A 25,830-nucleotide genomic window follows, 5' to 3' on the forward strand; every position below is an offset into this window, starting at 1 on the left:
GACGGGGATCACCGCGGCCTCTGCGCCTCCATCAGCCGGATGATATCTGCGAGCGTCGACGTCACCGGCGTCGCGATGCCCGCCTGGGCGGCGGCGAGCACGACGGCACCGTTGATCGACTCGATCTCCGTTGCGCGGCCGGCCAGCATGTCCTGCAGCATCGATGCCTTGTGGCCACGATGATTGGCTAGCGCAAAGTCGATCTTGCCCCAGATCCGCGTGGTATCGATCTGCACCCCCCGGGCAGCGGCGGTTGCGACGACCTCTGAGACCACGGCTGCGATGATGCGACGACCCGCGGGATGGTCCATGCCGCCCACCGTTGCTCCGCTGACCGTGGCAAGTGCATTGAGCGCAGCGTTGAACGCCACCTTCTCCCAGATCGCCACCTCGACCCGGGCGTCGGCTTCGGCGTTCATCCCGCTCAGGGTTAGCAGCTGCGCCACCTGCTCGGCGACGGGATGCATCCTGGCCGCCATGCTGCCCAGCCGGACATGCCCCAGGCCATGCGAAGCCACGCAGTTGGGGCCTTCGAGATCGGCGGGAATGTCAGTGACCCCGATCAGCACCCGCTCGGGCGTGAAGACCTCTGCGAGGATTTCCGCATTGCCGATGCCGTTCTGCAATGTCAGCGCAAAGCTTTTGCCATCTGCAAGATGCGCGACCGATTGCGCGGCTGCCGCGCTGTGCATACCCTTGGTGAACAGCATGACGAGGTCCACCCCGGGCGCTACATCCTGCGCGCGCATGGCACGGGTGGCGACAACCCGCTCTCCCCGATCGTCGCTCACCTTGATGCCTTCGCGCGTCAGCAGCTCCAGCCGCACCGGGTCGATGTCGACCAATGTCACGGACAACCCCGCCTCCCCGAGGCGCGCGGCGAAATAGCAGCCCATGGCACCTGCTCCGACGATCACGATATTCTGCATGGCGCTCTCCCCTGTTCCGCGAGGTTGAAGCGCTACTCGCGATGACGCAGCGCTGCAAACGGGCCCATTCAGGCCGTCTCCGCGACCTGTGGCAGCATTTCGAGAAAGCGCCGCGCCGCGTCCGGCAGCAGGCCACGCGACCGCCGATAGACGTAGAAGCTGCGGTGCAGCGACAGTTCGGGGATGGTCAGCAGCTTGATCGTCCCGTTGCCGACCTCGCTCTCGATCAGCGGATGCGGCAGCCAGCCCAGCACCCTGCCGTGCACGACACAGGCGACCTGCGCGCCCACCGATGTGGCTTCGATCGCAACGGTCGGAAGCGATTGTCCGCTTTTGCGAACCAGCGCATCGAACAAAGATCGCGGCGTCGATCCGGCAGGGGGCATCACCCAGTTCTCCTTCAGCACCCTTTCCAGATCGACATCGCTGGCGCGCGCCAGCGGATGCTGTGTCGAGCAGAAGACGGTGAAGACATCATCGAACTGGCACTGGCTGATCCGCACCATGTCGGGATGATCGGGCAATTGAGGGGCAATCATCAAATCGATTTTCCGCGCAAGCAAAGCCTCGGTCAGCGTGCCCTGAGGCGCTTCCAGAAGCGCAATGCGCAGCGCGGAAGCGGCCTTGAGCAGGCGGGCTGATGCCTTGGGTACCAGGCTGCGCGTGGCTGCGGCGACCGCCCCCAGACGGACCGTGCCCCGCTGGATTCCTTGCACCGCGTCGAGCGCCTCGCTCGCCTGCTGCATCTCGAACAGCAGCATGCGGGCATAAGGGGCAAACACCTCTCCCGATGCGGTCAGCGTCATGCCCTTGCTGTGCCGCTCGAACAGGTCGACCCCCAGCCGCTGTTCCATCTCTCGGATCAGCCTGCTCAGGGTCGGTTGCGTCATGTTGTTGACTATCGCGGCGCGCCCGACGCTGCCGGTGTCGACCACAGCCACGAAGGCTGCGAGCTTGCGTTGATCGAAAGTCATGCAAAAAACGTATGACATTGCCGATAATTTGCAATGGTTGAAATGTCCGTGTTCGCTCAATGCTGCTGCAACAGGAGAGAGCACCGCGCCATGACAACCGTGAGAGAGGCCACGATAGCGCTGCTGCGCGCGCTGGACATGCAGACCATCTTCGGCAACCCCGGATCGACCGAGTTGCCGCTGTTTCGCGATTTTCCGGACGATTTCCGCTATGTTCTGGGGCTTCAGGAATCGATCGTGGTGGCCATGGCGGATGGCTATGCGCAAGCCACGCGCAACGCGGCGCTGGTCAATCTCCATTCGTCTGCCGGGACCGGCCATGCGCTGGGCAATCTGTTCACCGCATTCAAGAACCAGACACCGTTGGTGATCACCGCCGGACAACAGGCGCGATCGATCCTGTCGTGCGAACCGTTCCTGTTTGCCGAGCGCGCAACCGAATTTCCGCGACCCTTTGTCAAATGGGCGTGCGAGCCTGCGTGCGCGCAGGATGTGCCGGCCGCTATCGCGCGCGCGTATTACGTCGCGATGGAGCCGCCGTGCGGGCCGACGTTCGTTTCGATCCCGGTCGATGACTGGGACAGGCCCTGTGAACCGATCAGGGCGCGCAGGGTTTCCGCCATCAATCCCGGCGATCCGGCCGCACTCACGGATGCCGCCGACGCGCTGGCGATTGCCGATCGACCGGTGATCGTGGTCGGCGCTGGCGTCGCACGCGATCAGGCCTGGGACGAGGTGATCGCGTTGGCCGAACGGCACAACGCGCCGGTCTGGGTGGCACCGATGTCGGCGCGCAACAGCTTCCCCGAAGACCACCGGCTGTTTGCAGGCTTTCTCGATGCCGGCCGCGAAAAGATCGTCGCCCGCCTCCAGGGTCACGATCTCATCCTGGTTCTGGGAGGACCGCTGTCGCTCTATCATGTCGAAGGTTTTGGGCCACATGTGCCCGAAGGCGCGCGTGTCATCCAGATCGTCGACAACCCTGCCCAGGCTGCCTGGGCACCCGACGGCATGGCCGTTGTCGCCAACACCCGGCTTGCGATCCTTAGCCTGCTTGCCGGACCGCTGCCGATGGAGCGTGCCACTCCGCCGTTGCGGCAACCGGCGCCCGTGCTGCAAGGCATGGAATTTTCGGATTCGTTCGTGATGCAGCAGATTGCCAGACTCCGCCCACGCGGCGCCATTGTCGTGGAAGAGGCACCGTCAAGCCGCGGACCGATGCACGACCATCTGCCGATGCTTGAGCGTGACACGTTCTATACCTGCGCCAGTGGCGGCCTTGGCCATGGTCTTCCTGCCGCGGTCGGGGTCGCGCTGGCACGCCCATCCGAAAAGGTGATCGCGGTCCTAGGCGATGGATCGAGCATGTACGCCATCCAGGGGCTCTGGTCGGCGGTGCAACTGGGCCTGTCGATCAGCTTCATCATCATCAACAACGGCGGCTATGCGGCGCTGGCCAGTTTCGGCAAAATTTTTGGCCTCGACAAGACCGTCGGGACGCAATTGCCCGACATCGATTTCTGCGCGCTGGCCGAGGGCCAGGGATTGAGCGCAGTCAGGGTCACAGATGCCAATGGACTTGATGCTGCGCTGGCCGCATCCTTCATTGCCCGTGGCTCGACGCTTGTCGAAGTCGTGGTGTCCTGATGCGCACACGCCAAAGGATCGCACAATGTTGAAAGGCCGGCTTGCCGAACTCATCGATGACCGTCCGGATGATGGGGTGTTCCGCGTCAGCCGTGCGATTTTCGATGATCCCGATGTTTTCGATCTCGAGATGCGCCACATCTTCGAAGGCGGCTGGGTGTTTCTCGGGCTGGCGGCGCAAGCCCCTGGGCCGTATGATTATTTTACCACCACGATCGGGCGCGTTCCGGTTCTTGTCAGCCGCGATGGCGATGGAAAGCTGCACGGGCTGGTCAACAGCTGCCCCCATAAGGGGTCGCGCGTTGCCCAGAGGTTGCACGGCAATGCCCGTTTGCACGTCTGCCCCTATCACAGCTGGTCGTTCGACAGTGCCGGCCAGAACAAGGCGATCAAGTGGCGAAAGGCCGGTTGCTATGCCCACAGCTTCGACGCATCGAGCCATGATCTTCCCGCGCTTCCCGTTTTCGGAGAGTATCGCGGATTTCTGTTTGGCAGCCTGAACGCCGCGGTGCCATCGCTCACCGAACATCTGGGCGAGGCCGCAATCCTGCTCGATCTGATCGCCGATCAAAGCGAGGAGGGGGTCGAGCTGGTCCCTGGCGAGGTGACGTTCACCTACGACGCCAACTGGAAGCTGCAGCTCGAAAACTGCTCGGATGCCTATCATTTCACCTCGGCGCACCCGTCCTACATCCGCGTGCTCGAACAGCGCAAGGAACAGACCGATGCCAGCGTGGTGCGCTCGGTCTGGGAAAGCAGCGAATACTGGACGGGCGACGCCGAAGGTATCCAGGGTGGGAGCTACAGCTTTCAGTACGGCCATGTCCTCAACTGGGGCCGGTTTGAGATATCGGACGCTCTGCCGCTTTATGACCGGGCGACGGTGCTGGCAGAGCGGCACGGTGAGGCCAAGCGCGACTGGATGTTCAACATGCGCAACCTGACGATCTTTCCCAATCTGCAGATCGCGGAGAACGCCTCGAGCCAGCTGCGCGTGATCCGACCGGTCGGGGTCGGCAAGACCGAAATGCGCACCTGGTGCATCGCTCCCAAGGGCGAGGCGGCCGAGGCTCGCCGCCAGCGCATCCGCCAGTACGAGGATTTCTTCAACCCCAGCGGCATGGCCACGCCCGATGACACGGTGAGCTACGAAAACTGCCAGCGCGGCTTTGCCAGCCGCGTTGAGCCATGGCTGCAGGGCTATGCGCGCGGCATGACGGCGAGCCGGCCGGGAGGCAATTTGTTCTCTCAGCCTTTGGGCATGGAACCCCAGTTCAGCGTGCTCGCGGATGCCCAGCTGTGCGACGAAACGCTGTACCACAGCTACTATCGCGAATGGGCGCGCCGCATGCTGGAGGGATCAGCGTCGTGACCGGCCCCCTGTCCCGCAACGACGCGGAAGAATTTCTCTATACCGAGGCTTTGCTGCTCGATGAAAGTCGCTGGGAAGAATGGCTCGAGCTGTATCTGCCCGAGTCGGTGTTCTGGGTGCCGGCGTGGCGCGATGAGACGACCCCGACGCAAGACCCGGAACGCGAACTGTCGCTGATCTACTATCGCGGGCGCCGCAATCTCGAGGACCGGGTCTGGCGGGCCCGATCGGGAATGTCCGTGGCTTCCACGCCACCTTCGCGCGTCGTGCACGCCATCACCAACGTGCTGGTCGAACGCGCCGACAGCAGCGAAGCCAACATCTCGTCGTGCTTTACCGTCCACCTCTACGACCGCCGCAGCGATCGCACCCATGTGTTCTTCGGGCGCTATCACCATGCCCTGCAGTGTGTCGATGGAGCCTGGCGCATCGCGGCCAAGAAAATCCTGCTGCTCAACGATGTCATCCCCACCGTCGTCGATTTCTACTCGATTTAGCAGCGGATCGCACAGGCAGCCGTGGTTTCGAGACCATCCTGACCCGTGACGCGTGCGATGATGGCGCTGGCGGACGTGTCCAGCCGATCGCCCGCCCAGGCAACGAAACCGTCGGGGCGCAGCAAGACCAGCCGCGCGCCATAGGCCTCTCGTCCATTGTCGAACGTGTCATGCAGCACCGCCAACGGAACACGGCAGGCGTTTGCTGCGGTCTCGAAGGCCGCCACGTCGTCCGCAGCGGCGTCGAGCGCCAGCAGCGTCAATCCAGCCCTGGCGATATCCGGCGCGGCGCTGCCGTTCGACATTGCTCTTGGCGCGAGATGATGGCCGGGCCGCGCGGCAAAGCTGTGCGCACCGACCGCGCTGCATACCGCGCCATCCGGTCCGAACACGATCGGCGAACCAGCATAATGCGTTGCAAAGCTCTCCACTTCGGCCTTTGCGCCCGTACCGCGATTGCGCCACTCCGCCTCGAAGGCGTCCTGGTCCCTGGCAGGCGAGTACCGGGCAAGAAACCGGCTGTCTTCGCGGATCGATTTTTCGATGAAGTCTCGCGCGGTGGATTCAAACACCGGATGGCGTTCGGCATGGTAGCTGTCGAGCAGATGTGCGCCGCCCCAGCCGTGCAGAACTGCGGCCAGCTTCCAGCCCAGATTGCGCGCATCTTCCAGCCCGGTGTTGATGCCATAGCCGCCATAAGGCGGATGGCTGTGCGCCGCATCGCCAGCCAGGAAGATCCGGCCGGCCCGGTAGGCGTCTGCCTGCGCAAAGCGCAGATCCCAAAAGCCGGTGTATTCGATCGCCACGTCGAACTCGGCCCCCACCGCGCGGTGAAGATAGCCTGCAAAATCGAAGGCCTCGGTTCGCGCGCTGTCCGGAACCGGGGCGTGGAAGAACCAGTTGCCGTCAAGATCGACCCGGCCAAGGAACATCCAGTAGCCCTCAAGCTCGGGTGTGAGGACATTATAGAAGGATTTGCCGGGAAACCGCTCGAGCAGCTGGTTGAGGCCATCGGAGCGAAAGACGATCAGCGCCATGGTCCGGTCGTGGTCGGACCGCGTCTCGGTGATTTGGGCCCCGCGACGGATCAGCGACCTGCTTCCGTCGCAGCCGACCAGATACTGCGCGCTCGCCACATGTTCGGTCCCAGCGGAATCCCGATAGCGTATCCTTACGCCGCCCTCCTCTTGCGAAACGGCCTGCGCCGTACAGCCCAGCGCTGTAACGACAGAGGGCAGGGCGGTGACCCGATCGCGCAAGACCCGCTCGGTGCAATATTGTGGCAGCCTCTCGTTGTCCGTCCGGTAATACTCACGCACCCGTTCGCGGGCGAGCCAGTCGTAACGATATTCCCCCAGCAGGGTGCCATAAGCCGTGAGCCCGCCGATGCCGTATTCCCGGGGGATTGTGCGCGCATTGCGCAGGGCAGCTTCGGCGTCCCACGCCTGAAAGTGCTCCATGGTGCGCTGCGTGAGATTCTGCCCCTTGGGCACCCGCACCGGGGTGGCGTGGCACTCGACGAGCAGGACCGAAATCCCGGCCTGGCCCAGTTCCACCGCAAGGCCGAGGCCCACTGGTCCGCCGCCGATAATCACGACGTCATAGGTATCGCCCACGCCTCACCCTCCAGATATGATAAGACGTCGTATCATTTTTTCCGGACCGGTCAAGTACAGGATCGGCCGGGTTATATGATGATTTGTCAACGACCCAATCTGCGGTTACGACGGTGCTGCAAGCGGCCTGGCAAGAGAGTCGCGGATGGGAGAGCAAGGTGATGCAGTCCTTTGACGTTCAACAGTTTATCGACCGCCAGCAATTGAAGCCCGTGCATTTCAGAGTGCTGGCCATGCTGACCGTGGTGATGTTCATCGACGGGTTCGATATCTTCGTCGTGGGCAAGATCGCCCCGGCCATCGCTGCGGACTTCGGGGTCACGCCTGCCGCCATGACTCTGGTGTTCCTGTTTCAACAGATCGGGCTTGCGGTCGGCGCGTTTCTGGTCAGCCCGCTGTTTGACAAGTTCGGCCGCAAGCGGTCGCTGATGCTGTGTTGCGCGATCTTCGGGATATTGTCGGTCGCGACGACCTTCGCGACGTCGATCGTTGCCCTCGCCGTCCTGCGCGGACTGGCCGGACTGTTTCTGGCGGCTGTCCTGCCGGGGGCCGTGGCTCTCGTTGCCGAATTCACGCCGGAACGGCGGCGATCGACCTTCATCGCGCTTTCGATCGCGGGCTATAGCGCCGGCAGCGCGGCAGGGGCCGCAGCCGCGCTGCTCATTCCCGACTATGGCTGGCAGGCCGCGTTCTGGATCGGCGGGCTGCTGCCGCTGGCTCTGGTGCCGCTGCTTGGGCTGTTCCTGCCCGAATCGCTGACCTTCCGGGTGGAACGCAACGCCAGCGATCCGGGAATCGCGCGCACCATCGCGTTGATCGAACCCGATCTCCAGCTGACCGGCGAGGAGCGTTTCATCACACCCGATCGGCCCGGCAAGGGCCGCAAGACGCGCGTCGTCGATGTGTTTCGCGATGGGCGCGCGCGCACGACGACCCTGGTCTGGCTGGCCTGCCTGCTCAGCATGGGCAACATTGCGCTGCTTGCCGCCTGGCTGCCGACTTTCTTCCAGGAGATGGCCGGCATCAGCATCCAACGCTTTGCCATCGTCTCGATGATCGGATTTCTCGGCGGCATGGTGGGCACGGTAACCATCGGGTTCCTGATGGACCGGTTCCCACCCAACCGGCTGATCCCGGCTTATTATCTGGGCATTGCAGTATCGCTGACGCTGATCGGCACGGTGCCGTTCGAATCGCCGTATTTCGTCCCGCTTCTCCTGGGCTGGAGCTTCTGCCAGTCGGGCGGGCAGGCTGGCCTCAACATGCTGATGACGCGGGTCTACCCCACCGCCATCCGGTCCACCGGAATTGGCTGGGCGGGCGGAGCAGGGCGCATCGGAGGCATCATAGCCCCGCTGCTGGGCGGTTTTGCCCTGGCATCGGCGTTTTCGCTGCAGTTCACGCTTGCGATCATCGCGATCTCGCCCGTGATCGTCGCGCTGCTGGTGGCGAACCTTCGTCCCATGCGCGAGGAACCTGCCGCAGGCGAACCTGCCGTCGCCTGAACCGAGCGGCGCAACCATGCGGCAGGCGGTTCGTCCCGCCTGCCGCAGCCGGTCAGGTCAGACGGCTTCGGCCATCTCGCCAGGCGCGTGCGCGCGCAGTTTTTCGCCATCGACCCAGGTGCCGTGGAACGTGGAGCGCACCCGCACCGGCAGATGCAGCCGCGCCACCGGGCCGCGCGTGATGTCCTGCGCATCAAGGATCGCAAGCTCACTGTGGCCGGCATCCAGTCGGTTGACGATGACGAGCAGCCAGCCGTCCCCTTCGGCAGACCCCTTGTAGCGGGGCACAAATTGCGGCTCGTGCACCGAGGCGAGCGCTCCGGGTGCCCAGCGGGTGAGTTCGCCGGTCGCCAGATCGACGCACCCGATGCCGCTTGATCCATCCGGCTGACGTCCGACGATCAGATAGCCCTTGCCGCACGCCTGGCCCTGATAGCGATCATCGGCGCGAGGCATCTCGCCGGGCGTGTTGATCAGCGGACGCCGGTCGAAGCCATCATCGTTGCGGCTGAGGTCGAACGTCAGCCGGGACAGCATCGGCGGGCAGCCCTCCACATGCTTTCCTTCGGGCGTGGGGAAGAACGGGAAGCAGTTGCCGTCATAATAGCAGGCGTCGAGGTGAACCTGGTCGCCGTCCTCGAAGGCATTCATCATGTGCGAAAGCGACCCGGCGGGGCCACGGAACCAGCGGATATCATCAGCAGTGCCTCCGCGCTTCACCAATGCCACGACGACCTGCTTGTCGGGATGCCATTCGTAGAAGGTGGTGCCGCGCTTGATATTGTCCAGCGTGGTCACCAGCGGCATGAAGGGAAAGATCGCGTAATGGGGCGTCACCGCGAAATCGTGGCAGATCGATGCCCATGGCATCTCGAACCAGATCTCGTCGTGAATGTTGCCCTGGTCATCCATGTCATAGAACACGACGTCGTTGCTGCCGTCGCCCTTGGCCTGATAGCTGTAGGTGAGCAGGCGGCCGTCATCGGGAAACCATTTGGGATGCGCGCTGAGCGAGGTGGCGCGGACCTTGCCATCGAAAGCGTAAATGCCCATCGGGTCGAGCGTATCGGGGTCGACCTCGAACGGCAGATCGTCCTCTTTCAGCACCAGCAATCGGCCGTTGTGAAAAATGACATTGGTATTGGCGGTACCACCGCTGATCCCCTCGACCGATGGATCGTCGGTGAAACGGTTGCGATATTTGCCGAACAGCGACCGGCCGGCTGCGGCCTGGGCGTTGAACCGGGCGTTGCGCACCCAGCGGCTGCGATAAGACACGCTGCCGTCGCGGATCCGGATCATGTGCGCCATGCCTTCACCGTCGATGAAGATGTCATCGCCCAGCATCGGGGCATATTGGCGATCGGGACCGGCGCGATACCATGTCCCGTCCAGCTCGGCAGGCACTGTGCCCTCGATCAGCTCCAACCCGTCGACGGTGGATTCGGTCCGCAACGGCTTTCCCCAGCCGGTGTAGAGCGGTAGATCAGGGAAGCGAACTTCCATCGTTTCTCTCCTTGGTGGCTGCTGCCCTCATCGCGGGGCGGCTGAACGGGGATCGCGAACATCGATTGCAGACATCAAATTCCACGCCCCAATTTCATTGATTGTTCAACATACGGCCGCCAAAGTCAATCTTGGGCCTTCGCGCGGGCGGGCAGAATGACGGCGTCTGGCAGGCAGCGGTTGCGCCTGGCGCCCTTGCACCCGGCTCGCCAATCGCAGCATGACGTGATAGCGATTGCGTCATGAAACCTGACGATGGATTGGACAACGGCAGTCTCGCCGACCTTTACGGGCGCCCCGGCTTTTTGATCCGCCGCGCGCATCAGATCACCAGCGCGCTGTTTGCCGAGGAAACCGACGATCTGGCGATCACCTCGACCCAGTTCGGCATGCTGATCGCATTGCAGGGCGGCATATCGATCGACCAGGCCAGTCTCGCGCGCCTCCTGGGCCTTGATCGTTCGACGACCGGGCTGGTGGTCACCAATCTCGAAGAGCGCGGGTTCATCGAGCGCAAGACAGATCCGGGCGATCGCCGCCGCAGGATGCTCACGATTACGCCCGCCGGCGAGGCGATCCGGGCGCAGGCAGAAACGGCTTCGCGCCGGTCGCAAGCCCGCGCGCTAGACGTTTTCAGCGAAGACGACGCGGCCGCGTTCGTGCGGCTGCTCGGACATTTCGTGGACGCTTTCAACACCAGCATCCGCACACCCATCACCGACACTTGACCTCCCCTTGTAAATAAGTAAGACGTCTTACTTGTTTGAGGGAGACTCGGTTATGGCATGCGACGTTCTCGTTATCGGTGGCGGTCCCGTCGGCATGCTGCTGGCCATAGACCTGGCGGCGCGCGGGGTGACGGTGACGCTGGTAGAAGCGCGGCCAGCCGGTCAGTTGCCCAGCGTCAAATGCAACCATATCGCATCGCGCACGATGGAGACATTCCGCCGGCTGGGGCTTTCGCGGGCGGTGCGCGCGGTCGGCCTGCCCGATGATTTTCCCAACGACATCGTCTTTCGTACCCGGATGACGGGCAAGGAGATGGCCCGTATCCGCATTCCCAGCCGGCAAGACCGATATACGGCAACGGGCGGACCGGACACCGACTGGCCCACGCCCGAGCCGCCGCACCGGGTCAATCAGATCCATTTCGAACCCATCCTGTTCGCGCGCGCCGCTGCCGATCCCCGCATCACGATCCTGTCGCACTGCCGCTTTGTATCGGCAACGCAGGACCCAGACGGCGTCAGCGCGACCATCGAGAGCCTCGATGATGGCAGAACGATCACGGTGCAGGCCCGCTACATGGCCGGTTGCGATGGCGGCACCTCGACTGTGCGCAAATTGATCGGCGGCCAGCTCGAAGGCGATGCGGTGATCCAGCGGGTGCAGTCGACATTGATCGATTCCCCAGCGCTGCTTGGAGCACTCGGCAGCGGCCCGGCGTGGATGAGCTACAACTACAATCCCGAACGCGCAGGGACCGTGCTGGCGATCGACGGCATCCGTCGCTGGCTGGTACACAACTATCTGCTGCCCGACGAGGCCGACTTCGATTCGATCGACCGCGACGCCGGGATACGCGCGATCCTCGGCGTGGATGGCGACTTCCCCCTCGAGATCGTGGCGCATGAGGACTGGATCGGCCGCAGGCTGGTCGCCGATGTCTTCCGCAAGGACCGCATTTTCATCGCGGGCGATGCGGCGCATCTGTGGGTGCCGTATGCAGGCTATGGCATGAACGCCGGAATTGCCGATGCGATGGACCTGTCCTGGCAGCTGGCCGCGGTGATCCAGGGATGGGCCAGCCCCGACATTCTCGATGCCTATGTCGCCGAGCGCAAGCCGATCACCGAGCAGGTGTCGCGCTTTGCCATGAGCCACGCCGCACGCGCGATCCGCGAGCGTACCACGCTGCCGCCCGAGATCGAGGATGATACGCCTGAAGGCGAAGCTGCGCGCGCGCAGGTGGGGGAGGCGGCCTATCGGCTCAATGTCCAGCAATTCGCCTGTGCCGGGCTGAACTACGGCTATTTTTACGATGCCTCGCCGATCATCGCTTATGACGGTGACGCGCAGCCGGCCTACACCATGCACGATTACGTGCCGTCGACCGTGCCGGGGTGCCGGGTGCCGCATTTTGTCGTTGCCGATGGCCGCCCGCTCTATGACCTTTTGGGAGCGGGTTACAGCTTGCTGGTCTTCGATCGATCCATGGAAACGGCCCCCATCATCGAGGCCGCCGCGCGGTGCGGACTGCCCCTGTCGGTGCTGCATTTCGACCGAACGCTTGACCGTGTGCCCGCCGAGTATACACACAACCTGTTGATCGCTCGGCCAGACGGACATGTCGCATGGCGCGGCAACGCCATCGAGGATCCGTCCGGCCTGGTCGATCGTCTGCGCGGCGCGGCTAGAGAACCTTGAAATAATGGATGCGGTTGGCGCCGGGGATCTTCTCTGCGACGCCGACGAACACGTGCTTGGCCATCCAGTCGTACGGACCTTCGGGCACGTCGAACTTGGGGCTGACGCGCATGTAATATTCCGACGGGTCGGCAGGTTCGTTGCGCGCCATGCGCTCGGCGACTTCGGGGGTGAACGCCCAGCGGAAGCCGCGGTTCTGCATGTAGATCAGGGTGCCGTCATCGGTTTCGAGCAGATAGCGCGCATCGAAATCGATGACGCCGTCGGGGCGCTGCAGTGGCCAGTCGCCGCCGCTCATGGGTACAACCTTGCCCTTGATGTTGGGACCCTCGACGGTGCCTTCTGCGGCATAGACCGCTGCGCGGGTGGCACCCATCGTGGTCGGACGCAGCCAGTGCGCCTTGGTCAACGTGATGGCGATGGAAAAGGCATATTCCATCTGTGGGGCAAAAGGGTGGGGGGCTTGCGTCATGGAGATCCTCTCAAGCAGGGTGAAGCTCGGGCTGCCCGGCGCGGGCGACCTTGATGTGGCTGATGCGTCCGGCGGTAAGTGTGTAATGAACGAACACTCGCACCGAGACCGCCTGTCCGGCCTGCAGCGGCATGACCTGAAAGTCCGGCGCGTCGGCGTGTGCGGTGAAGGTGCTGATGATGTCGGCGGCAATCCCGCCATCATCGACGACCAGATGGTTGATGCTGAGCGTTTCGCGGACCCGTTCGAACATCGCGGTGTAAAAGCCGACAATCGCGGCGCGGCCCTCCAGCAGCGGTGCAGACGGCAGGTCGAGCACGACATCGTCGGTGTAATAGCTGCCAAAGCGCGCGCCATCGCCGCCGCTGAACGCGGTGGCATAAGCGTGAAACGCCGCGCGCTGCCCGGCGTGGCTGCCCAGCATCGGGGCCTTGCTGACGTGATACTCCGCCGGCCAGGTCATCGATTTGAGCTGGGTGACCATGCCATCGCGCAGTGCGTACAGCACGAAGAACTTCACCGTCTTGATGTCGCCGGGCATCAGCGGGCCGAACGGAAAATCGGGCCGCGGCGCGGTGGCGACGAAATCCATGTCGATCTCGGCAAAGATGCTGTCGTCGGATTCCAGAACGGTGATCGGCCGGATGATCTCGCGCACCCCGTCATGCGCCCAGCGCAGGAAGTCGAGAAACTCCGCCCGGCTGTTGTACGCGCGGGTTGTGCCAATGAACTTGAAATCCTCGACGAAATAGCGATCGATCAGCGCAGCGTCATCGCCGCGATTGAACGCCTCGACATATTCGGCATAGTCGAAGCCGCTCATGCCGGGATCCCCTCGCCAATCGCGATGTGGGGCACCAGCAGATGGCTGTCATACGGCCCGCCGGACAGCAGCTTGTGGGTTCCGTGGTTGCGCAAATCCTCATGCCGCGCAAAGGCGAGATTGTAGCGATCCTCGGTGAAGAAATCGCTGCCCTTCACGGAAAGCTGCAGCGACTCGCCCGCATCGAAATGCACCGATGTCGGCCAGATCTCGATCTCCAGCGGTACAGGTTCGCCGCGCGGCAGCGGGTCTTCGGCATCATGGCGATGGACAGGCTGCCAGGGGGTGGACCGTGCATCGTCCAGGGCGCGGTGCGATGCCCGCAGCCAGCCCAGCGCCAGCGGGCCATCGTCATACAGCGCATAGAATGTGAAGGGAACTCGGGCGCCGTTGGCGTCGAGCTTTTCGAGTGCGATGAACAGATCCATGTCGTCGGCATCGTCGGATTGCACCCATAACCGCAGCTTGAAATGGCCGGTGAGTTCGGTGGCGGCGGCGAAGGTGTGAACGAATGTCGCGGCGGCTGCAGGGTCGTTCGAATCATATTCCATGCTAGATGCCGCTGTGGGCAGGCTTTCGGCCAGCGCCCCGTCGGCGGCACTCAGATAGAGCGGGCGATAATCGGTGCGCGCCAACGGGTACTCGCTCTCGTCTCGCCATTGGCCCTCGCTCCCTTGGGTGCGAACCTGAATGCGCACCTTGGGCCAGTCGGCCATCGTATCGGGCTGACCTTTCAGGAAATGATCGAAGAACTGGCGCTGCAGCACGACGTTTTCAGGTGTGTAGTAATGTCGCCATTTCTTCTGGCCATGGACCAGCAACCACTTCTGCTCGCTGGATATGGCCTTGTACGCTTCCAGCGTCCCGCGCGTGTGCAGCCCGTGATCGGACCAGCTGGCGACCACAAAAACGGGCAAGTCGATGGCCGAAAGGTTCACATCCTTGCTGCGCCAATAGGCATCGTGAAGCGGATGGAGCCGGGCGTTCTCGGCCGTATTTTCGGTGCGCGTCGTCGACCAGTTCAGATTGCGCGCTGCACGCTCGACAAAACAGGTCTCGCGCATTCCGCCGTGATAGCAGAACTCGCGATACCAGTCCGAAAAGCCCTCCCACGGATTGAGCGCGGCGAGGTGCGGGGGCTTCATCGGGCCGACCAGATACTGGATACAGGCCAGATAGGACACGCCCGTCATGCCGACCTTGCCGTTCGACCAGTCCTGCGTGCCCAGCCATTCGATCAGGTCGTAAACATCCTCGCCTTCACCCTGGCCGTTGTGGCGCAATTCGCCTTCCGACAGCCAGCTGCCGCGCGGATCGGGATAGCACACGGCATACCCTGCCCTGGTCCAGTAGACCGGATCGGGGGCCTCGAACGCCGTATGGCGGCTGATCCAGCCGTTCTCGATTCCCGCAGGTGGCCAAAGATTGTCCGCCTTGCCGTGCTTGCCATAAGGGCTCCAAGCTAGCAGCACCGGCAGGTTCTGCTCGCCTGCGGCGCCTTCAGGCCGAAACAGATCGACATAGATGGTGATGCCATCGCGCATCTTGACCGGCACGTTGCGTTCGAACAGCATCCCGTCGATGACTTCGCTGTGCACGCCGAGCGGGGGGAGGGGCGGCTTGTGGGGATTGGTCGCCGGATCCGTGCCCGGAAGCATTGCCAGCTCGAACGTTTCGGTCATGCCCTCGCCTCGTGATTTATTTGTTGATTAATCATGATAATGCGTCTTATCAATTGCGCAAGCCCAAGTTTATGCTGGGTGCCGGCAAACAACAAAAGGAGAGCCTGATGGACGAATCCGCACTCGCGCTGCGCCACAGCCACGCCTTCGATATCCGCATCAATTTCGACAAGCGCTGGTCGCTGGGCCCGATTTATGGTGGCGCGCAGCAGGGGTACACGTCGATCGGCGAGGGCAGCACCGTGACCGGTCCGCGGCTTAACGGCATGCTGGTCGATTACAGCGGCGCCGACTGGCCCGTCGTCCGCGCCGATGGCGTGGTTGAACTCAACGCGCATTACATGATCAAGACCGACGACGGCGCGCTGATCTACATCCGCAATCTGGGTTATGTTCATGGACCGCTGCGCGCGCACGGCCAATCGCCCGATGAAGAGCCCGCCATCGCGCGCTATTTTCGCTGCACGCCCTATTTCAGGGCGCCCGAAGGGCCGCATGACTGGCTCAACCGCACGGTGATCGTCGGCGTCGGCCAACGCCGCCCCAAGCTGACCGATGCGGACGAGCCCGACCATTCGCTGTTCCGCTATTATACGATCGATTGACGCGTCACCCGGTCGATAAAGCCGGCCAGGATCGGGCCGACGGCGTCGGCCGATGACCCGATCTGCTGAACCGGGGTGATGTGATTCTGCCCGGCGAGCCGATGAAACTCGGGCCAGGCACCGGTCGCAGCCACGCGCCGTGAGATCATCGCGGCGGCCTGCCGCTGGAAATCGGGCGGGTCGAACTCAGCGACGGTGTAAAGGCAGGGTAGCGGCGTGGCGGCCAGCCCCTTGATGCTCGACTGACCGGCGAACTGCTCGGGATTGTCGCCATAATAAGCCGACTGATAGGGATTGCGGTCGGCGTTTGCGACATCGTAGATCCCCGACAGCATTGCAGCGCCTGCCAATGCGCCCGTAGCGGCGTCGGTCGCTGCAAAAGCCGCGACATGGGCCGCGCCCGCCGATTGCCCGATCAGCACGATACGATCGGCATCGCCGCCGATGTCGGCTGCATGGGCGCGCAGCCAGCCGATCGCCGACGCCACGTCATCGCGTCCCGCAGGCCATGGATGTGCGGGTGCCAGCCGATAGGTGATCGTGCAGCCGATCCATCCGTGCCGCGCGGCCCATGCACCGACATTGTTGTAGAACGGTGCTCCTGCCGCGCCCTTGTCGCCACCGATAAAGCCGCCGCCGTGCACGAACGCGACGATCGGTCGTGCGATACCGGGCTTGCGCGCGCCGAACAGGTCAAGCCGGTGGCGCGGGTCAGGCCCGTAGGCGATATCGCGCTCAACGATGGTTTCGTCGCATGCAGGCAGCAAAGGCGCGAATATCGCCGCCGACCCCTGTATCTGTTCGAGGCTGAAGGCGGTGCCCAGCGCGCGGATACGGTCAAGAACGTCTGTCATGCTGCCTCCATCGGCAGGTTCGGCTTGATGGCGGAGCCTGCGGCACTTTCCACGCCGCCAGCCGGTCGAAGGGAAAGCGACCTTGCTTTCAGGAGCCGATCGGCAAGGGGATGCAGTGTGCCGGGGCGCGGATTGGCCGCCGCGAGTCTCACCACGGGTCTTTCGACTGAACGCTGAACGGTCTGCAATCAGCCGCAGGGGCATTGTTGATCGGTCGTGGCGTCATCGTCCGTTTAGCTTTCCAGGGCACCTGATCGGCCTTGGTCCACGCATTCACGAACAGCCGGAAGAACTTCCAGCGGCCGTCGCGCTTGACGAGGCGGTCATCTCGCGTTCCGATGCCAAAGATGAAGTTGGTGCCATAATCGGCATTCCACTGAACGATCTGGAAGAAGCAGCGCACCCGCGCGCCTTCGGGATGCGGCTCCATGATGAAATGGTTGAACAGGTGCTGCCTGCCGAACCACCAATGCTGCCGGTCGAACCACAGCCCGTGCAGGTGTGCCCTTATCGCCTCATGGCCGGAGGCCTTTCCCTGCCAGAGATGATCGAATTCGCCATCTTCAGCAAATGTGTCCAGCACCTGCTCCTCGTCGGCAAGATCGATGCCCCAGGCATAGCGCGCGAAAAGCTCGGTGATTTCGGCGCGATCCTCCGCCGGCATGATGGCCGGCACGCCATTGGGCCATGCGCATTCCGACATAACGCTCTCCTTGCCAATCAACTGCAGCCTGCTCGCCTGCTTTTCTTTGATTGTTCAAGGAAAGTTGCGCAATGTCAATCGGGCGCGCGGGTTGAGTCCCGGAAAATGTCGAGCAGGCGCTGGCCCACGCGCAACAGCAGCGTGTCGAGCAGCGCGCGTTCGGCATCGGTGAGGTCGACCAGAAGGGCTTCGTGAAAGGCACTGCGCTCTGCCAGATTAGTGAAGTAGAGCTTGCGTCCGACCGGGGTCAGAAACAGGATCGGCTTGCGGCGGTCCTGAACATTTTCGCGGCGAGACGTGAGTCCACGCCGCTCGAGCGCCGCCGCCGCCCGGCTGACTTCGGCACGATCGACCCAGGCCAGTTCGGCAACATGACCCACCGTGCCGCCTTCGGGCAAGGTGCCAAGGCGAGAGAGCACGCGCCACTCGGCATAAGTGAGATCACCCTTGTCGGTAAATTGACGAATCGTCAGCCGATCCATGATCTTGGCGAGCAGGGTGATGCGGAAAGTCGGGTAATCGAGGTTGTTGAGCTTCCAGCCCGAGAGGTCCTCGATGGAACTGACAGCCGACGCTGTGCCTTCCACAATCGCTTTGGCTTTGCCATTATCAGCTTCTAAGCCTGGGTCGTGTCTGCTCATCAATCTTCCGCTTGTGATCCGTCCGCCTTTTCCCGGCGACCTTTGACTTATCATAGCGCACCAATCGTCGCTGTCACCCCGCCATTTGTGGCGAGGGCATTCAGCACCGAAGCGCCGACATTGCGAAACCGGCCTGCAACCCTTGCCAGTCGGGGAGCAAAGCGGGGTCTCCGCAGGAGCCTGGCGCTCCGCATCACGCGTAAAAATTATTGGGACGCGACCCGCATTATCGTTGACTTATCAATTTGATTGTTGATAGATCAATGAGAAGGACGCGCCGCCAAAGGCGCGCCGCGACTAGGGAGATACAGGATGATGACACGGCCGAAACGTCGCCCCTTTGGCACAGCGAGCATGGCGGCAGTAAGTGCGGCGCTGCTCTGGGCACCGAGTGCACATGCACAGGATGCACAGCCGGTCGAGTCGCAGCCTGAGGAGGCTCCGGCAACCGAGATCATCGTCACCGGCTCGCGCATTGCGGCCACCGGCTTCACCGCGCCTACGCCCGTCACCGTCATCGGGCAGCAGGACCTGCAGCAGCAGGGGTCTTCGAACATTGCCGACCTGCTCAACACCATCCCGGCCTTTCGTCCGCAATCGACCCCCGCCACGGTGGGCATCTTCTCGAGCAACGCCGGTGCCAACCTTGCCGATCTTCGCGGCCTGGGCGCCAGCCGCACGCTGGTGCTGATCGATGGCCGTCGCGTTGTCGCCGGTACCGTCGCAGGCGGCGGCTTCTCGCCAGCCGGTGCCGTCGATCTTTCGCTGATCCCGACCGTCCTGATCAACCGCACGGAAGTGGTGACCGGTGGTGCATCGGCTGCATACGGGTCCGACGCGGTTGCAGGTGTCGTCAACATCCTGATCGATACCCAGCTGCAAGGGCTGCGCGGCAGCGTGCAGTACGGAATTTCGCAGCAGAACGACAATGAGGAGTTCTTCGCGACGCTGGCGGGCGGCACGCAGTTCGCTGACGGGCGCGGCCATGTCGTGCTGGGCGTCGAATATTCCGACAACAAGGGCGTGGGCGACTGCTACACCCGCGACTGGTGCTCAGTCAGCTACAACACGATCTCCAACCCCACCCCTCAGACCAACGGCCTGGCGCGGCAGGTGCTGCTGCCCAACACCCGCACGTCGACGTCCAACTTCGGCGGCCTGATCACCAGCGGCGTTCTGCGCGGAACGACTTTCCGCCCCGATGGCAGCAGCTTTGCGCACGACTACGGCACGTTCTTCGGAACCGGGCCGACCTTTGCCAATGGCGGCATCTTCCAGTCCGGTGGCAGCGCCGATCCGGTCAACGGCTTCTACAACAACTTCCCGCTGGTGGCCCCGGTCGAGCGGATCGTCGGCTTCGGGCACGTCAAATTCGACATCAGCGACAATCTCCAGATTTTTGCCGAAGGGTCCTATGGCCAGGTCAACTCCGCAACGCTGGGCGCAGCATCGCGCAACACCGGCAACATCACGATCCAGCGGGACAATGCTTTCCTGCCCGCAGATCTGCGCGCCAGGCTGGTGACGGCCAACCAGACAAGCTTTTCGTTCGGTCGCGTGTCGAATGATATCGGGCCGCCGGTGGCAGATGTTCAGCGTGAAACCTATCGCGGCGTTGTCGGCCTGTCGGGCAGCTTCGGCAGCACGTTCAAATGGGACGCCTATTATCAATATGGCCGCACCAATTATTCGCAGGACACCACCAATACCCAGATCACCGACAATTTTGCCCGTGCGGTGGATGCAGTCGATCAGGGCTTGTTTCAGACCGGCGTCGCCAACGGCAACATCGTCTGCCGCTCGACCCTCACCCAGCCGACCAATCCTCTGGTCGCAGGGTGCCGCCCGCTTAATCTGTTCGGCGAGAACCGGTTCAGCCAAGCAGCGGTGGCCTATGCCTATGGCACCGCTTCGCAGCGCACCAGCCTGACCCAGCACGTGGCCGCACTCAACGTCCAGGGGGACCTGTTCGAACTGCCGGGTGGATCATTCTCTGTCGCCGCCGGCGCTGAATACCGCGTCGAAGATGCCGAAGGTACGGCAGATCCGATCTCCACCGCGCTGCGCTTCATCACCAGCCCGGGCCAGGCGATCACCGGTCCAGCGATCAAGGTCAAGGAAGCCTATCTCGAAGCGGCTGCACCGCTGCTGGCCGATGTCCCGTTCTTCTATTCGCTTTCGCTCAACGGAGCGGTGCGCATCACCGATTACTCCACCAGCGGTTCGGTCACCTCCTGGAAGGTCGGCGGGGTGTGGGAACCAGCCGAAGGCCTGCGGATCCGGGCTACCCGGTCTCGCGATATCCGGGCGCCCAATTTCTTCGAGCTCAACGCCCCAATCAGCACCAGTTTCCAGTTTCTCACCGATCCGCGCAACTCGGGCAGTTTCCTGACCTCGGTGCAGCTCGGCGGCAACCCCAATCTGGTGCCCGAAGTGGCCGATACCTTCACCATCGGCGCGGTCATCAGCCCGGCGCGCAATGTCAGCCTGTCAGTCGATTATTACGACATCTCGCTCGACGGGGCGGTCTCGACGCTGGGCGGACAGATCATCGTCAACCGCTGCCAGGCCGGTGCAGCAGAGTTGTGCAACCTGATCACGCGGGATGCCGGCGGGCTCCTGAGCAGCGTGCGCAACGTCAACCTCAACCTCAATTCGCTCAAGACCCGCGGTGTCGATGCCGAGTTCAGCTATACCACCGAACTGTCAGGTGTCGGGATCTCGGTGCGGGCTCTGGGTACCTATGTTCTCGACCTGATCACCATCGATGGCACCGGTACGTCGGTGAACCGTGCGGGCATGAACGGCGGCCCGGTTTCGCAACCGTCGGGTCTGCCCACCTTCACCGGCAGCCTGACGCTTGGTCTTTCGGCCAAGCCGATCAGCGCCGCCATGCAGATCCGCTACATTTCGTCGGGTGTCTACAACGCGACCCAGATCGGGCCGCACCAGCAGGGCTATAGCCCCACTTTGGCCAACAGCATCAGCGACAACTCGGTCGACGAGGAATGGCGTCTGAACTTCAACGTTCAGTACGACCTGTTCGAGCGCGGCAACACCAAGGTGCAGCTGTTCGGCGTGATCAACAACCTTTTCAATCAGGACCCGCCCAACGACCTCCCCTCCAGCTTCGGGGTGACCAATCCGGTGCTGTATGATGTGATCGGGCGATCGTTCAAGTTCGGCGTCCGTTTCGCCTACTGATGCCACTCAAGGCCCGGGAAGCGGCTGTCGCTCCCCGGGCAGGTGGCCAAATGAATGGATAAGCAATCTGTGGCGGTCATCGACCCAGCAAGCAAGACGATGCCAGCGAGCGAAAGTGCGACCAGTCTCCCCGCAGAACGTGTCTATGGCCCTGTGTACCGCGCAGTTCTGCTGACCCTCATCCTGTTGACGGCAGCATTTGCCTATATCGACCGTGTCATCGTCCAGACGCTGGCCGAGCCGATCAAGCAGGAGTTCGGGCTGAGTGATTTCCAGCTGGGGCTGCTGGGCGGTCTCAGCTTTGCGATCCTGTATTCCTCGCTCGGCCTGCCGATCGCGCGGCTCGCCGAACGCAAGGATCGCGTGACGATCATTTCGGTCTCGATCGGCATCTTCTCGATCATGAGCGCGCTGTGCGGTTTTGCCACCAGCTTCTGGCAACTGTTTGCCGCGCGTGTCGGTGTCGGCATCGGCGAGGCCGGCGTGCAGGCGCCCAGCGCATCGCTGATCGGGGATCACTTTCCCCCGCATCGCCGGGGCTTTGCGCTTACCATCATGCGGCTTGGGGCGCCGGTCGGCTCGGTGATTGGATCGGTCGCCGCCGCCTCGATCGCCGCGGAATATGGCTGGCGCACGGCGCTGATGGCGGTTGGCGTGCCGGGGCTGGTGGTGGCGTTGCTGTTCCGACTGTTGCTGACCGATCCGCCGCGTGGAATGAGCGATCCTGCCGCACAGCGGGCAGAGGCTGCCAAGCCGCCGCCGATGATGGCGGTGTTCAGGCTCCTGCTCACCCGGCCTGCGTTTCTGCATATGCTGATCGGGCTCGCGCTGGCATCCATGGGGCTCTACGCTGGCGGTGCCTTCACCACCCCGTTCTTCATGCGGGTGCACAGCCTGACGCTGGCGGAGGCGGGTGGATATCTTGCGTTTCTTTCCGGCATTGCCGCCACCGCGGGCATGAGCCTGGGCGGCTTCGGCATCGATTTCATCGCGCGGCGCGGCGAACGCTGGTATGCGTTGCTGCCGTTCTGGGGGCTGGCGCTGAGCCTGCCGCTGTATCTGTTCGGCTATATCGCACCCGATCCGCGCGTCAGCCTGGTCTGCCTGACGATTGCCGGCATCTTCCTGTTCTTCCATTCGGTACCGACGCTGGTGGCGTTCCAGAACATGGTGGCGGCCAACATGCGCACCACCGCAGCGTTTGTGTTCTTCTTCGTCTCGACGCTGATCGGCGTGGGCTTCGGACCGCCGATCATCGGCCTGGTGAGCGATCTGTACACCGGCTATGCGATGGATGGCGCGGGGCTGACCGCACGATGCGCCGCTGACGCAACGGCCGCAGGCTGCGCCGCAGCATCGGCATGGGGCGTGCGTGCCTCGCTGCTCACCAGCCTGAGCCTGTATGCCTGGGCCGCAGTCCACTACTGGATTGCGGCGCGCGCCATCGCCAGGGATGCGGTGGCGGCATGAGCGAGAGCGCAACCCGCGAGGTGCTGGACCAGCCGATGCACGCGCCGGGCTATCGGGCGTGGATGATGACGCTGCTGGTCGCGGTTTATGCCTCGTCTTCGCTCGACCGGCTGATCATCGCGGTGCTCGGCCCCGCGATCAAGGCCGATCTGAGGATCAGCGATCTGCAATTCGGTCTGCTCGGCGGGATCGCCTTCGCGTTTCTCTACACCGCGTTCGGCATTCCGGTGGCAAGATTGGCCGACCGGCGAAACCGGATCGTGATCGTCTCCATCGCCACCGCGGTCTGGTCGGCCATGACGGCCTTGTGCGGGCTCGCCGCCAATTTTACGCAGCTTTTGCTGCTGCGCATCGGCGTGGGCCTGGGGGAGGCGGGGTGCTCGCCGCCATGCTATTCGCTGATTTCTGACCAGTATCCTCCGCGGATGCGCGCAGGCGCGATTGCGATCCTGGGCCTGGGTGTGCCGCTGGGTTCGATGGTCGGTGCGTTTCTGGGTGGCTGGGCGTCCGAGTTCATCAGCTGGCGCAGCGCCTTCGTGATGGCGGGACTGCCTGGCCTGCTGCTCGCCGCGCTCGTGTTCTTCACGCTCAAGGAGCCTGCGCGGGGCATGTTCGATCCTGTAGCCTCGCGTATCGGGACGCCGCCAACGTTCGGTGCCGTGCTGCGCGCGATCGCTGCCAAGCCCGCCTTTCTGCACCTCACCGCAGCGGCGGCCTTGTGCATCTTCTGCAATCTTGGGCTCAACCTGTTCATCCCGACGTTTCTGGTCCGGTCGCACGGGCTGTCCTATTCGCAGGCGGGCTTTTACTTTGGACTGGTCACCGGAATTTCCGCAGCGATCGGCACCACCGGACTGGGGTTGCTGATTGCGCGCCTCGCCAGGCGCGATGTGCGCTGGTACGGATGGGGACCGGCTTTGGTGCTGGTGGCAGGCGCGCCATTCTACATCCTTGGGCTCGTGCAGACCGACTTCGCCGCTGGCTATGGCTTGATCCTCGCATCATCGTGCATCGGATTTGCCTTTCTCGGCCCCTCGATCGGTGCGACGCAGAACATGATGGAGCCGCGCATGCGCGCATCGGCGGCGGCGGTGCTGCTGTTTGCCATGCACATGGTCGGCGGTGGCCTTGGGCCAACATTCATGGGCTGGGCCAGTGACCTGTTCGCCGCGCGCGCCTTTGGGGTGGGCTATGCGGCAAGCTGCCCTTCCGGGCTCGCGCCGGTCGATGCCTCGTCTTCGGTCGTCAGCGCTTGCAATGCCGCGTCGGAAGAGGGGCTTCGCTATGCGCTGGTCGCATGCGCGCTGTTCTTCTTCTGGGCTGCATTCCACGCCTTCATGGCAACACGCACAATGGCCCGCGATCTTATGCCCGCCGTGCCGCAACCCGTTCAAACACCCGCTCTTTCGCAGGAGGTATCACCTTGAAATTCCCTGAAACCCCCAGCTTCACCGGCTTCTTCGCGCCTTCTGGGGTGGAAGCGACGGTGCACGACCTGACCGTGATCGATGGCGAAGTGCCCGCCGATCTCGATGGCGCGTTCTACCGCGTCGCACCCGACCCGCAGTTCCCGCCGCTTTCGGGCGACGATATCTGGTTCAACGGCGATGGCATGGTCACGCAGTTCCGCTTCAGCAAGGGCAATGTCTCGCTGCAGCAGCGCTGGGCCCGCACCGACAAGTTCGTGGCGGAACGCGAAGCGGGCGGGGCGCTGTTCGGTGCGTATCGCAACCCGCTGACCGATCACCCCAGCGTCGCTGGCGAAGTGCGCGGCACCGCCAACACGAATGTGCTGGTCCATGCCGGGCGGCTGTATGCGCTGAAGGAAGACAGCCCGCCGGTGGTGATGGATCCGCACACGCTGGAGACGATCGACTCGAAATTCGATTTCGGCGGCAAGATGACCAGCCAGACCTTTACCGCACACCCCAAGATCGATCCCAGAACCGGCGAGATGCTCGCATTCGGCTATGCCGCTAAGGGGCTCTGCACGCGCGACATGGTTTTCTACACGATCAGCCCGGACGGCGAGATCACCGACGAAGTGTGGTTCGAGATTCCGTATTACTGCATGATGCACGACTTCGGCATCACCGAGGATTATGTCGTGTTCCACGTCGTCCCGATCGTCGGATCGTGGGAGCGGCTCGAGGCGGGACTTCCCCATTTCGGTTTCGACCGCGGACGGCCGGTGCATCTGGGCGTGCTTCCGCGCGGCGGCCGGGCAGAGGATATCCGCTGGTTCAGCGCCCCGACCTGCTTTGCCAGCCATGTCATGAATGCGCACAACGAAGGCGGCCTGGTGCATTTCGATGTGCCGATGGCCAAGGGCAACATGTTTCCCTTCTTCCCCGACACCGAAGGCCGTCCGTTCGAACCGCACGAGGCTGCCGCGCAGATGACCCGCTGGACGGTGGATATGCGCGCCAACTCGGACGAGATTACCATGACCCCGCTGGCCGATTTCATCGGCGAGTTTCCCCGCATCGACGATCGGTTTGCCGGGCTGAAGAATCGCTATGGCTGGCAGCTGGTGCAGGACATGACCAAGCCGGTCGATCTGCCCGGCGGGCGCAGCGCATCGGGCATGATGATGAACACGCTCGGCCTGATCGATCTGGAGACGGGCGAGACGCAGAGCTATTGGGTCGGCGCGACATCGTCGTTTCAGGAGCCCGCCTTCATCCCGCGCCCCGGATCGACAGCAGAGGGCGACGGCTATCTGATCGTCATCGAGAACCGGCTGGCGGAAATGGGTTCGCGGTTGCTGCTGTTCGATGCGCTGCAGATCGCCTCCGGGCCGATTGCAACGATCGCGCTGCCCTTCCGCATCCGTCAGGGCCTGCACGGCAACTGGGCAGACGCCGCAACGCTGCGCGCCGCTGCCTGATCACAATCCAGGA

21 protein-coding genes are annotated in these 25,830 nt (G+C 63.3%); 11 read left to right on the top strand and 10 right to left on the bottom strand.

Annotated features, from left to right (window positions below; all coding sequences use genetic code 11):
- Positions 1–8 precede the first annotated feature (8 nt).
- Positions 9–929, bottom strand: a complete 921-nt coding sequence (locus IP68_RS04270; RefSeq protein ID WP_054133735.1) for a ketopantoate reductase family protein — start codon at positions 927–929, stop codon at positions 9–11.
- Positions 930–997: 68 nt separating this feature from the next.
- Complete coding sequence (locus tag IP68_RS04275; protein ID WP_054133736.1) at positions 998–1,903, bottom strand: LysR family transcriptional regulator; 906 nt, start codon at positions 1,901–1,903, stop codon at positions 998–1,000.
- A gap of 90 nt (positions 1,904–1,993) precedes the next feature.
- On the opposite strand from IP68_RS04275, the gene mdlC reads away from it, so the two are divergent.
- The 3 genes from mdlC to IP68_RS04290 are packed head-to-tail and all read left to right on the top strand — an operon-like array spanning position 1,994 to position 5,419.
- Positions 1,994–3,550 (top strand): benzoylformate decarboxylase, encoded by a 1,557-nt coding sequence (gene mdlC, locus IP68_RS04280; RefSeq protein ID WP_054133737.1) that lies wholly within the window; start codon positions 1,994–1,996, stop codon positions 3,548–3,550.
- Positions 3,551–3,575: 25 nt separating this feature from the next.
- Positions 3,576–4,922 (top strand): SRPBCC family protein, encoded by a 1,347-nt coding sequence (locus IP68_RS04285; RefSeq protein WP_054133738.1) that lies wholly within the window; start codon positions 3,576–3,578, stop codon positions 4,920–4,922.
- Positions 4,919–5,419 carry an aromatic-ring-hydroxylating dioxygenase subunit beta gene (locus tag IP68_RS04290; RefSeq protein ID WP_054133790.1) on the top strand — a complete coding sequence of 167 codons (501 nt, stop codon included), beginning with the start codon at positions 4,919–4,921 and terminating at the stop codon, positions 5,417–5,419. Before IP68_RS04285 ends, IP68_RS04290 begins: the two co-directional genes overlap by 4 nt.
- Here IP68_RS04290 and IP68_RS04295 read toward each other — a convergent pair.
- Entirely contained in the window at positions 5,416–7,035 is a 1,620-nt protein-coding gene (locus tag IP68_RS04295) for an FAD-dependent monooxygenase (protein WP_054133739.1), read from the bottom strand. The two genes, IP68_RS04290 and IP68_RS04295, sit on opposite strands and share 4 nt — an antisense overlap.
- A gap of 161 nt (positions 7,036–7,196) precedes the next feature.
- Between IP68_RS04295 and IP68_RS04300 the strand changes: the two genes are divergently transcribed.
- On the top strand, positions 7,197–8,540 hold the full coding sequence (locus tag IP68_RS04300; protein ID WP_082382120.1) for an MFS transporter: 1,344 nt from the start codon (positions 7,197–7,199) through the stop codon (positions 8,538–8,540).
- Between the two features lie 57 nt (positions 8,541–8,597).
- Here the strand turns inward: IP68_RS04300 and IP68_RS04305 are convergent, their stop codons facing one another.
- Positions 8,598–10,046 (bottom strand): carotenoid oxygenase family protein, encoded by a 1,449-nt coding sequence (locus tag IP68_RS04305; RefSeq protein ID WP_054133741.1) that lies wholly within the window; start codon positions 10,044–10,046, stop codon positions 8,598–8,600.
- A 242-nt stretch (positions 10,047–10,288) separates the two neighbouring features.
- Here IP68_RS04305 and IP68_RS04310 point away from each other — a divergent pair, with 242 nt between their 5' ends.
- The gene (locus IP68_RS04310) at positions 10,289–10,774 is read left to right on the top strand and encodes a MarR family winged helix-turn-helix transcriptional regulator (RefSeq protein WP_054133742.1); all 486 of its coding nucleotides are present in this window, start codon (positions 10,289–10,291) and stop codon (positions 10,772–10,774) included.
- A gap of 52 nt (positions 10,775–10,826) precedes the next feature.
- Entirely contained in the window at positions 10,827–12,473 is a 1,647-nt protein-coding gene (locus IP68_RS04315; protein WP_054133743.1) for an FAD-dependent oxidoreductase, read from the top strand.
- On the opposite strand, the gene IP68_RS04320 is transcribed toward IP68_RS04315, so the two are convergent.
- From IP68_RS04320 to IP68_RS04330, 3 genes are read right to left on the bottom strand one after another with little or no spacing between them, the layout of a single operon-like run.
- Positions 12,460–12,945, bottom strand: coding sequence for a DUF3237 family protein (locus IP68_RS04320; protein WP_069051432.1), 486 nt, complete (start codon positions 12,943–12,945; stop codon positions 12,460–12,462). The two genes, IP68_RS04315 and IP68_RS04320, sit on opposite strands and share 14 nt — an antisense overlap.
- Positions 12,946–12,955: 10 nt before the next feature.
- Complete coding sequence (locus IP68_RS04325) at positions 12,956–13,768, bottom strand: nuclear transport factor 2 family protein (RefSeq protein WP_054133745.1); 813 nt, start codon at positions 13,766–13,768, stop codon at positions 12,956–12,958.
- Positions 13,765–15,450: a CocE/NonD family hydrolase gene (locus IP68_RS04330; RefSeq protein ID WP_054133746.1), complete on the bottom strand. Its 1,686-nt coding sequence runs from the start codon at positions 15,448–15,450 to the stop codon at positions 13,765–13,767. The genes IP68_RS04325 and IP68_RS04330 overlap by 4 nt, the downstream gene beginning before the upstream one ends.
- 107 nt (positions 15,451–15,557) lie before the next feature.
- Between IP68_RS04330 and IP68_RS04335 the strand changes: the two genes are divergently transcribed.
- A complete protein-coding gene (locus IP68_RS04335) occupies positions 15,558–16,055 on the top strand; it encodes a DUF3237 domain-containing protein (protein WP_162892510.1) in 498 nt (165 codons plus the stop codon).
- On the opposite strand, the gene IP68_RS04340 is transcribed toward IP68_RS04335, so the two are convergent.
- The 3 genes from IP68_RS04340 to IP68_RS04350 form a co-directional block, all read right to left on the bottom strand.
- Complete coding sequence (locus IP68_RS04340) at positions 16,040–16,909, bottom strand: alpha/beta hydrolase (RefSeq protein ID WP_054133748.1); 870 nt, start codon at positions 16,907–16,909, stop codon at positions 16,040–16,042. The two genes, IP68_RS04335 and IP68_RS04340, sit on opposite strands and share 16 nt — an antisense overlap.
- Positions 16,910–17,057: 148 nt before the next feature.
- Positions 17,058–17,612 carry a nuclear transport factor 2 family protein gene (locus IP68_RS04345; RefSeq protein WP_054133749.1) on the bottom strand — a complete coding sequence of 185 codons (555 nt, stop codon included), beginning with the start codon at positions 17,610–17,612 and terminating at the stop codon, positions 17,058–17,060.
- Between the two features lie 74 nt (positions 17,613–17,686).
- Complete coding sequence (locus IP68_RS04350; protein WP_054133750.1) at positions 17,687–18,199, bottom strand: MarR family winged helix-turn-helix transcriptional regulator; 513 nt, start codon at positions 18,197–18,199, stop codon at positions 17,687–17,689.
- A 408-nt stretch (positions 18,200–18,607) separates the two neighbouring features.
- Between IP68_RS04350 and IP68_RS04355 the strand changes: the two genes are divergently transcribed.
- From IP68_RS04355 to IP68_RS04370, 4 genes are read left to right on the top strand one after another with little or no spacing between them, the layout of a single operon-like run.
- Positions 18,608–21,457: a TonB-dependent receptor domain-containing protein gene (locus IP68_RS04355; RefSeq protein WP_054133751.1), complete on the top strand. Its 2,850-nt coding sequence runs from the start codon at positions 18,608–18,610 to the stop codon at positions 21,455–21,457.
- A gap of 54 nt (positions 21,458–21,511) precedes the next feature.
- Complete coding sequence (locus IP68_RS04360) at positions 21,512–22,927, top strand: MFS transporter (RefSeq protein WP_082382124.1); 1,416 nt, start codon at positions 21,512–21,514, stop codon at positions 22,925–22,927.
- The gene (locus IP68_RS20575) at positions 22,924–24,354 is read left to right on the top strand and encodes an MFS transporter (protein ID WP_054133752.1); all 1,431 of its coding nucleotides are present in this window, start codon (positions 22,924–22,926) and stop codon (positions 24,352–24,354) included. The genes IP68_RS04360 and IP68_RS20575 overlap by 4 nt, the downstream gene beginning before the upstream one ends.
- Positions 24,351–25,817: a carotenoid oxygenase family protein gene (locus IP68_RS04370; RefSeq protein ID WP_054133753.1), complete on the top strand. Its 1,467-nt coding sequence runs from the start codon at positions 24,351–24,353 to the stop codon at positions 25,815–25,817. The genes IP68_RS20575 and IP68_RS04370 overlap by 4 nt, the downstream gene beginning before the upstream one ends.
- Positions 25,818–25,830: the final 13 nt, after the last annotated feature.

It is taken from the genome of Blastomonas sp. AAP25, assembly GCF_001295965.1.
In the GTDB taxonomy this organism is placed as follows: Bacteria; Pseudomonadota; Alphaproteobacteria; order Sphingomonadales; family Sphingomonadaceae; genus Blastomonas; species Blastomonas fulva.

Bases quoted from the DNA above. Each gene is read 5' to 3' on its own strand.
- IP68_RS04320 (WP_069051432.1), bottom strand. From the start codon at position 12,945: ATGACGCAAGCCCCCCACCCTTTTGCCCCACAGATGGAATATGCCTTT.
- IP68_RS04325 (WP_054133745.1), bottom strand. From the start codon at position 13,768: ATGAGCGGCTTCGACTATGCCGAATATGTCGAGGCGTTCAATCGCGGC.
- IP68_RS20575 (WP_054133752.1), top strand. From the start codon at position 22,924: ATGAGCGAGAGCGCAACCCGCGAGGTGCTGGACCAGCCGATGCACGCG.
- IP68_RS04305 (WP_054133741.1), bottom strand. From the start codon at position 10,046: ATGGAAGTTCGCTTCCCTGATCTACCGCTCTACACCGGCTGGGGAAAG.
- IP68_RS04360 (WP_082382124.1), top strand. From the start codon at position 21,512: ATGGATAAGCAATCTGTGGCGGTCATCGACCCAGCAAGCAAGACGATG.
- IP68_RS04300 (WP_082382120.1), top strand. From the start codon at position 7,197: ATGCAGTCCTTTGACGTTCAACAGTTTATCGACCGCCAGCAATTGAAG.
- IP68_RS04275 (WP_054133736.1), bottom strand. From the start codon at position 1,903: ATGACTTTCGATCAACGCAAGCTCGCAGCCTTCGTGGCTGTGGTCGAC.
- IP68_RS04285 (WP_054133738.1), top strand. From the start codon at position 3,576: ATGTTGAAAGGCCGGCTTGCCGAACTCATCGATGACCGTCCGGATGAT.
- IP68_RS04315 (WP_054133743.1), top strand. From the start codon at position 10,827: ATGGCATGCGACGTTCTCGTTATCGGTGGCGGTCCCGTCGGCATGCTG.
- IP68_RS04310 (WP_054133742.1), top strand. From the start codon at position 10,289: ATGAAACCTGACGATGGATTGGACAACGGCAGTCTCGCCGACCTTTAC.
- mdlC (WP_054133737.1), top strand. From the start codon at position 1,994: ATGACAACCGTGAGAGAGGCCACGATAGCGCTGCTGCGCGCGCTGGAC.
- IP68_RS04270 (WP_054133735.1), bottom strand. From the start codon at position 929: ATGCAGAATATCGTGATCGTCGGAGCAGGTGCCATGGGCTGCTATTTC.
- IP68_RS04355 (WP_054133751.1), top strand. From the start codon at position 18,608: ATGGCGGCAGTAAGTGCGGCGCTGCTCTGGGCACCGAGTGCACATGCA.
- IP68_RS04345 (WP_054133749.1), bottom strand. From the start codon at position 17,612: ATGTCGGAATGCGCATGGCCCAATGGCGTGCCGGCCATCATGCCGGCG.
- IP68_RS04340 (WP_054133748.1), bottom strand. From the start codon at position 16,909: ATGACAGACGTTCTTGACCGTATCCGCGCGCTGGGCACCGCCTTCAGC.
- IP68_RS04330 (WP_054133746.1), bottom strand. From the start codon at position 15,450: ATGACCGAAACGTTCGAGCTGGCAATGCTTCCGGGCACGGATCCGGCG.
- IP68_RS04335 (WP_162892510.1), top strand. From the start codon at position 15,558: ATGGACGAATCCGCACTCGCGCTGCGCCACAGCCACGCCTTCGATATC.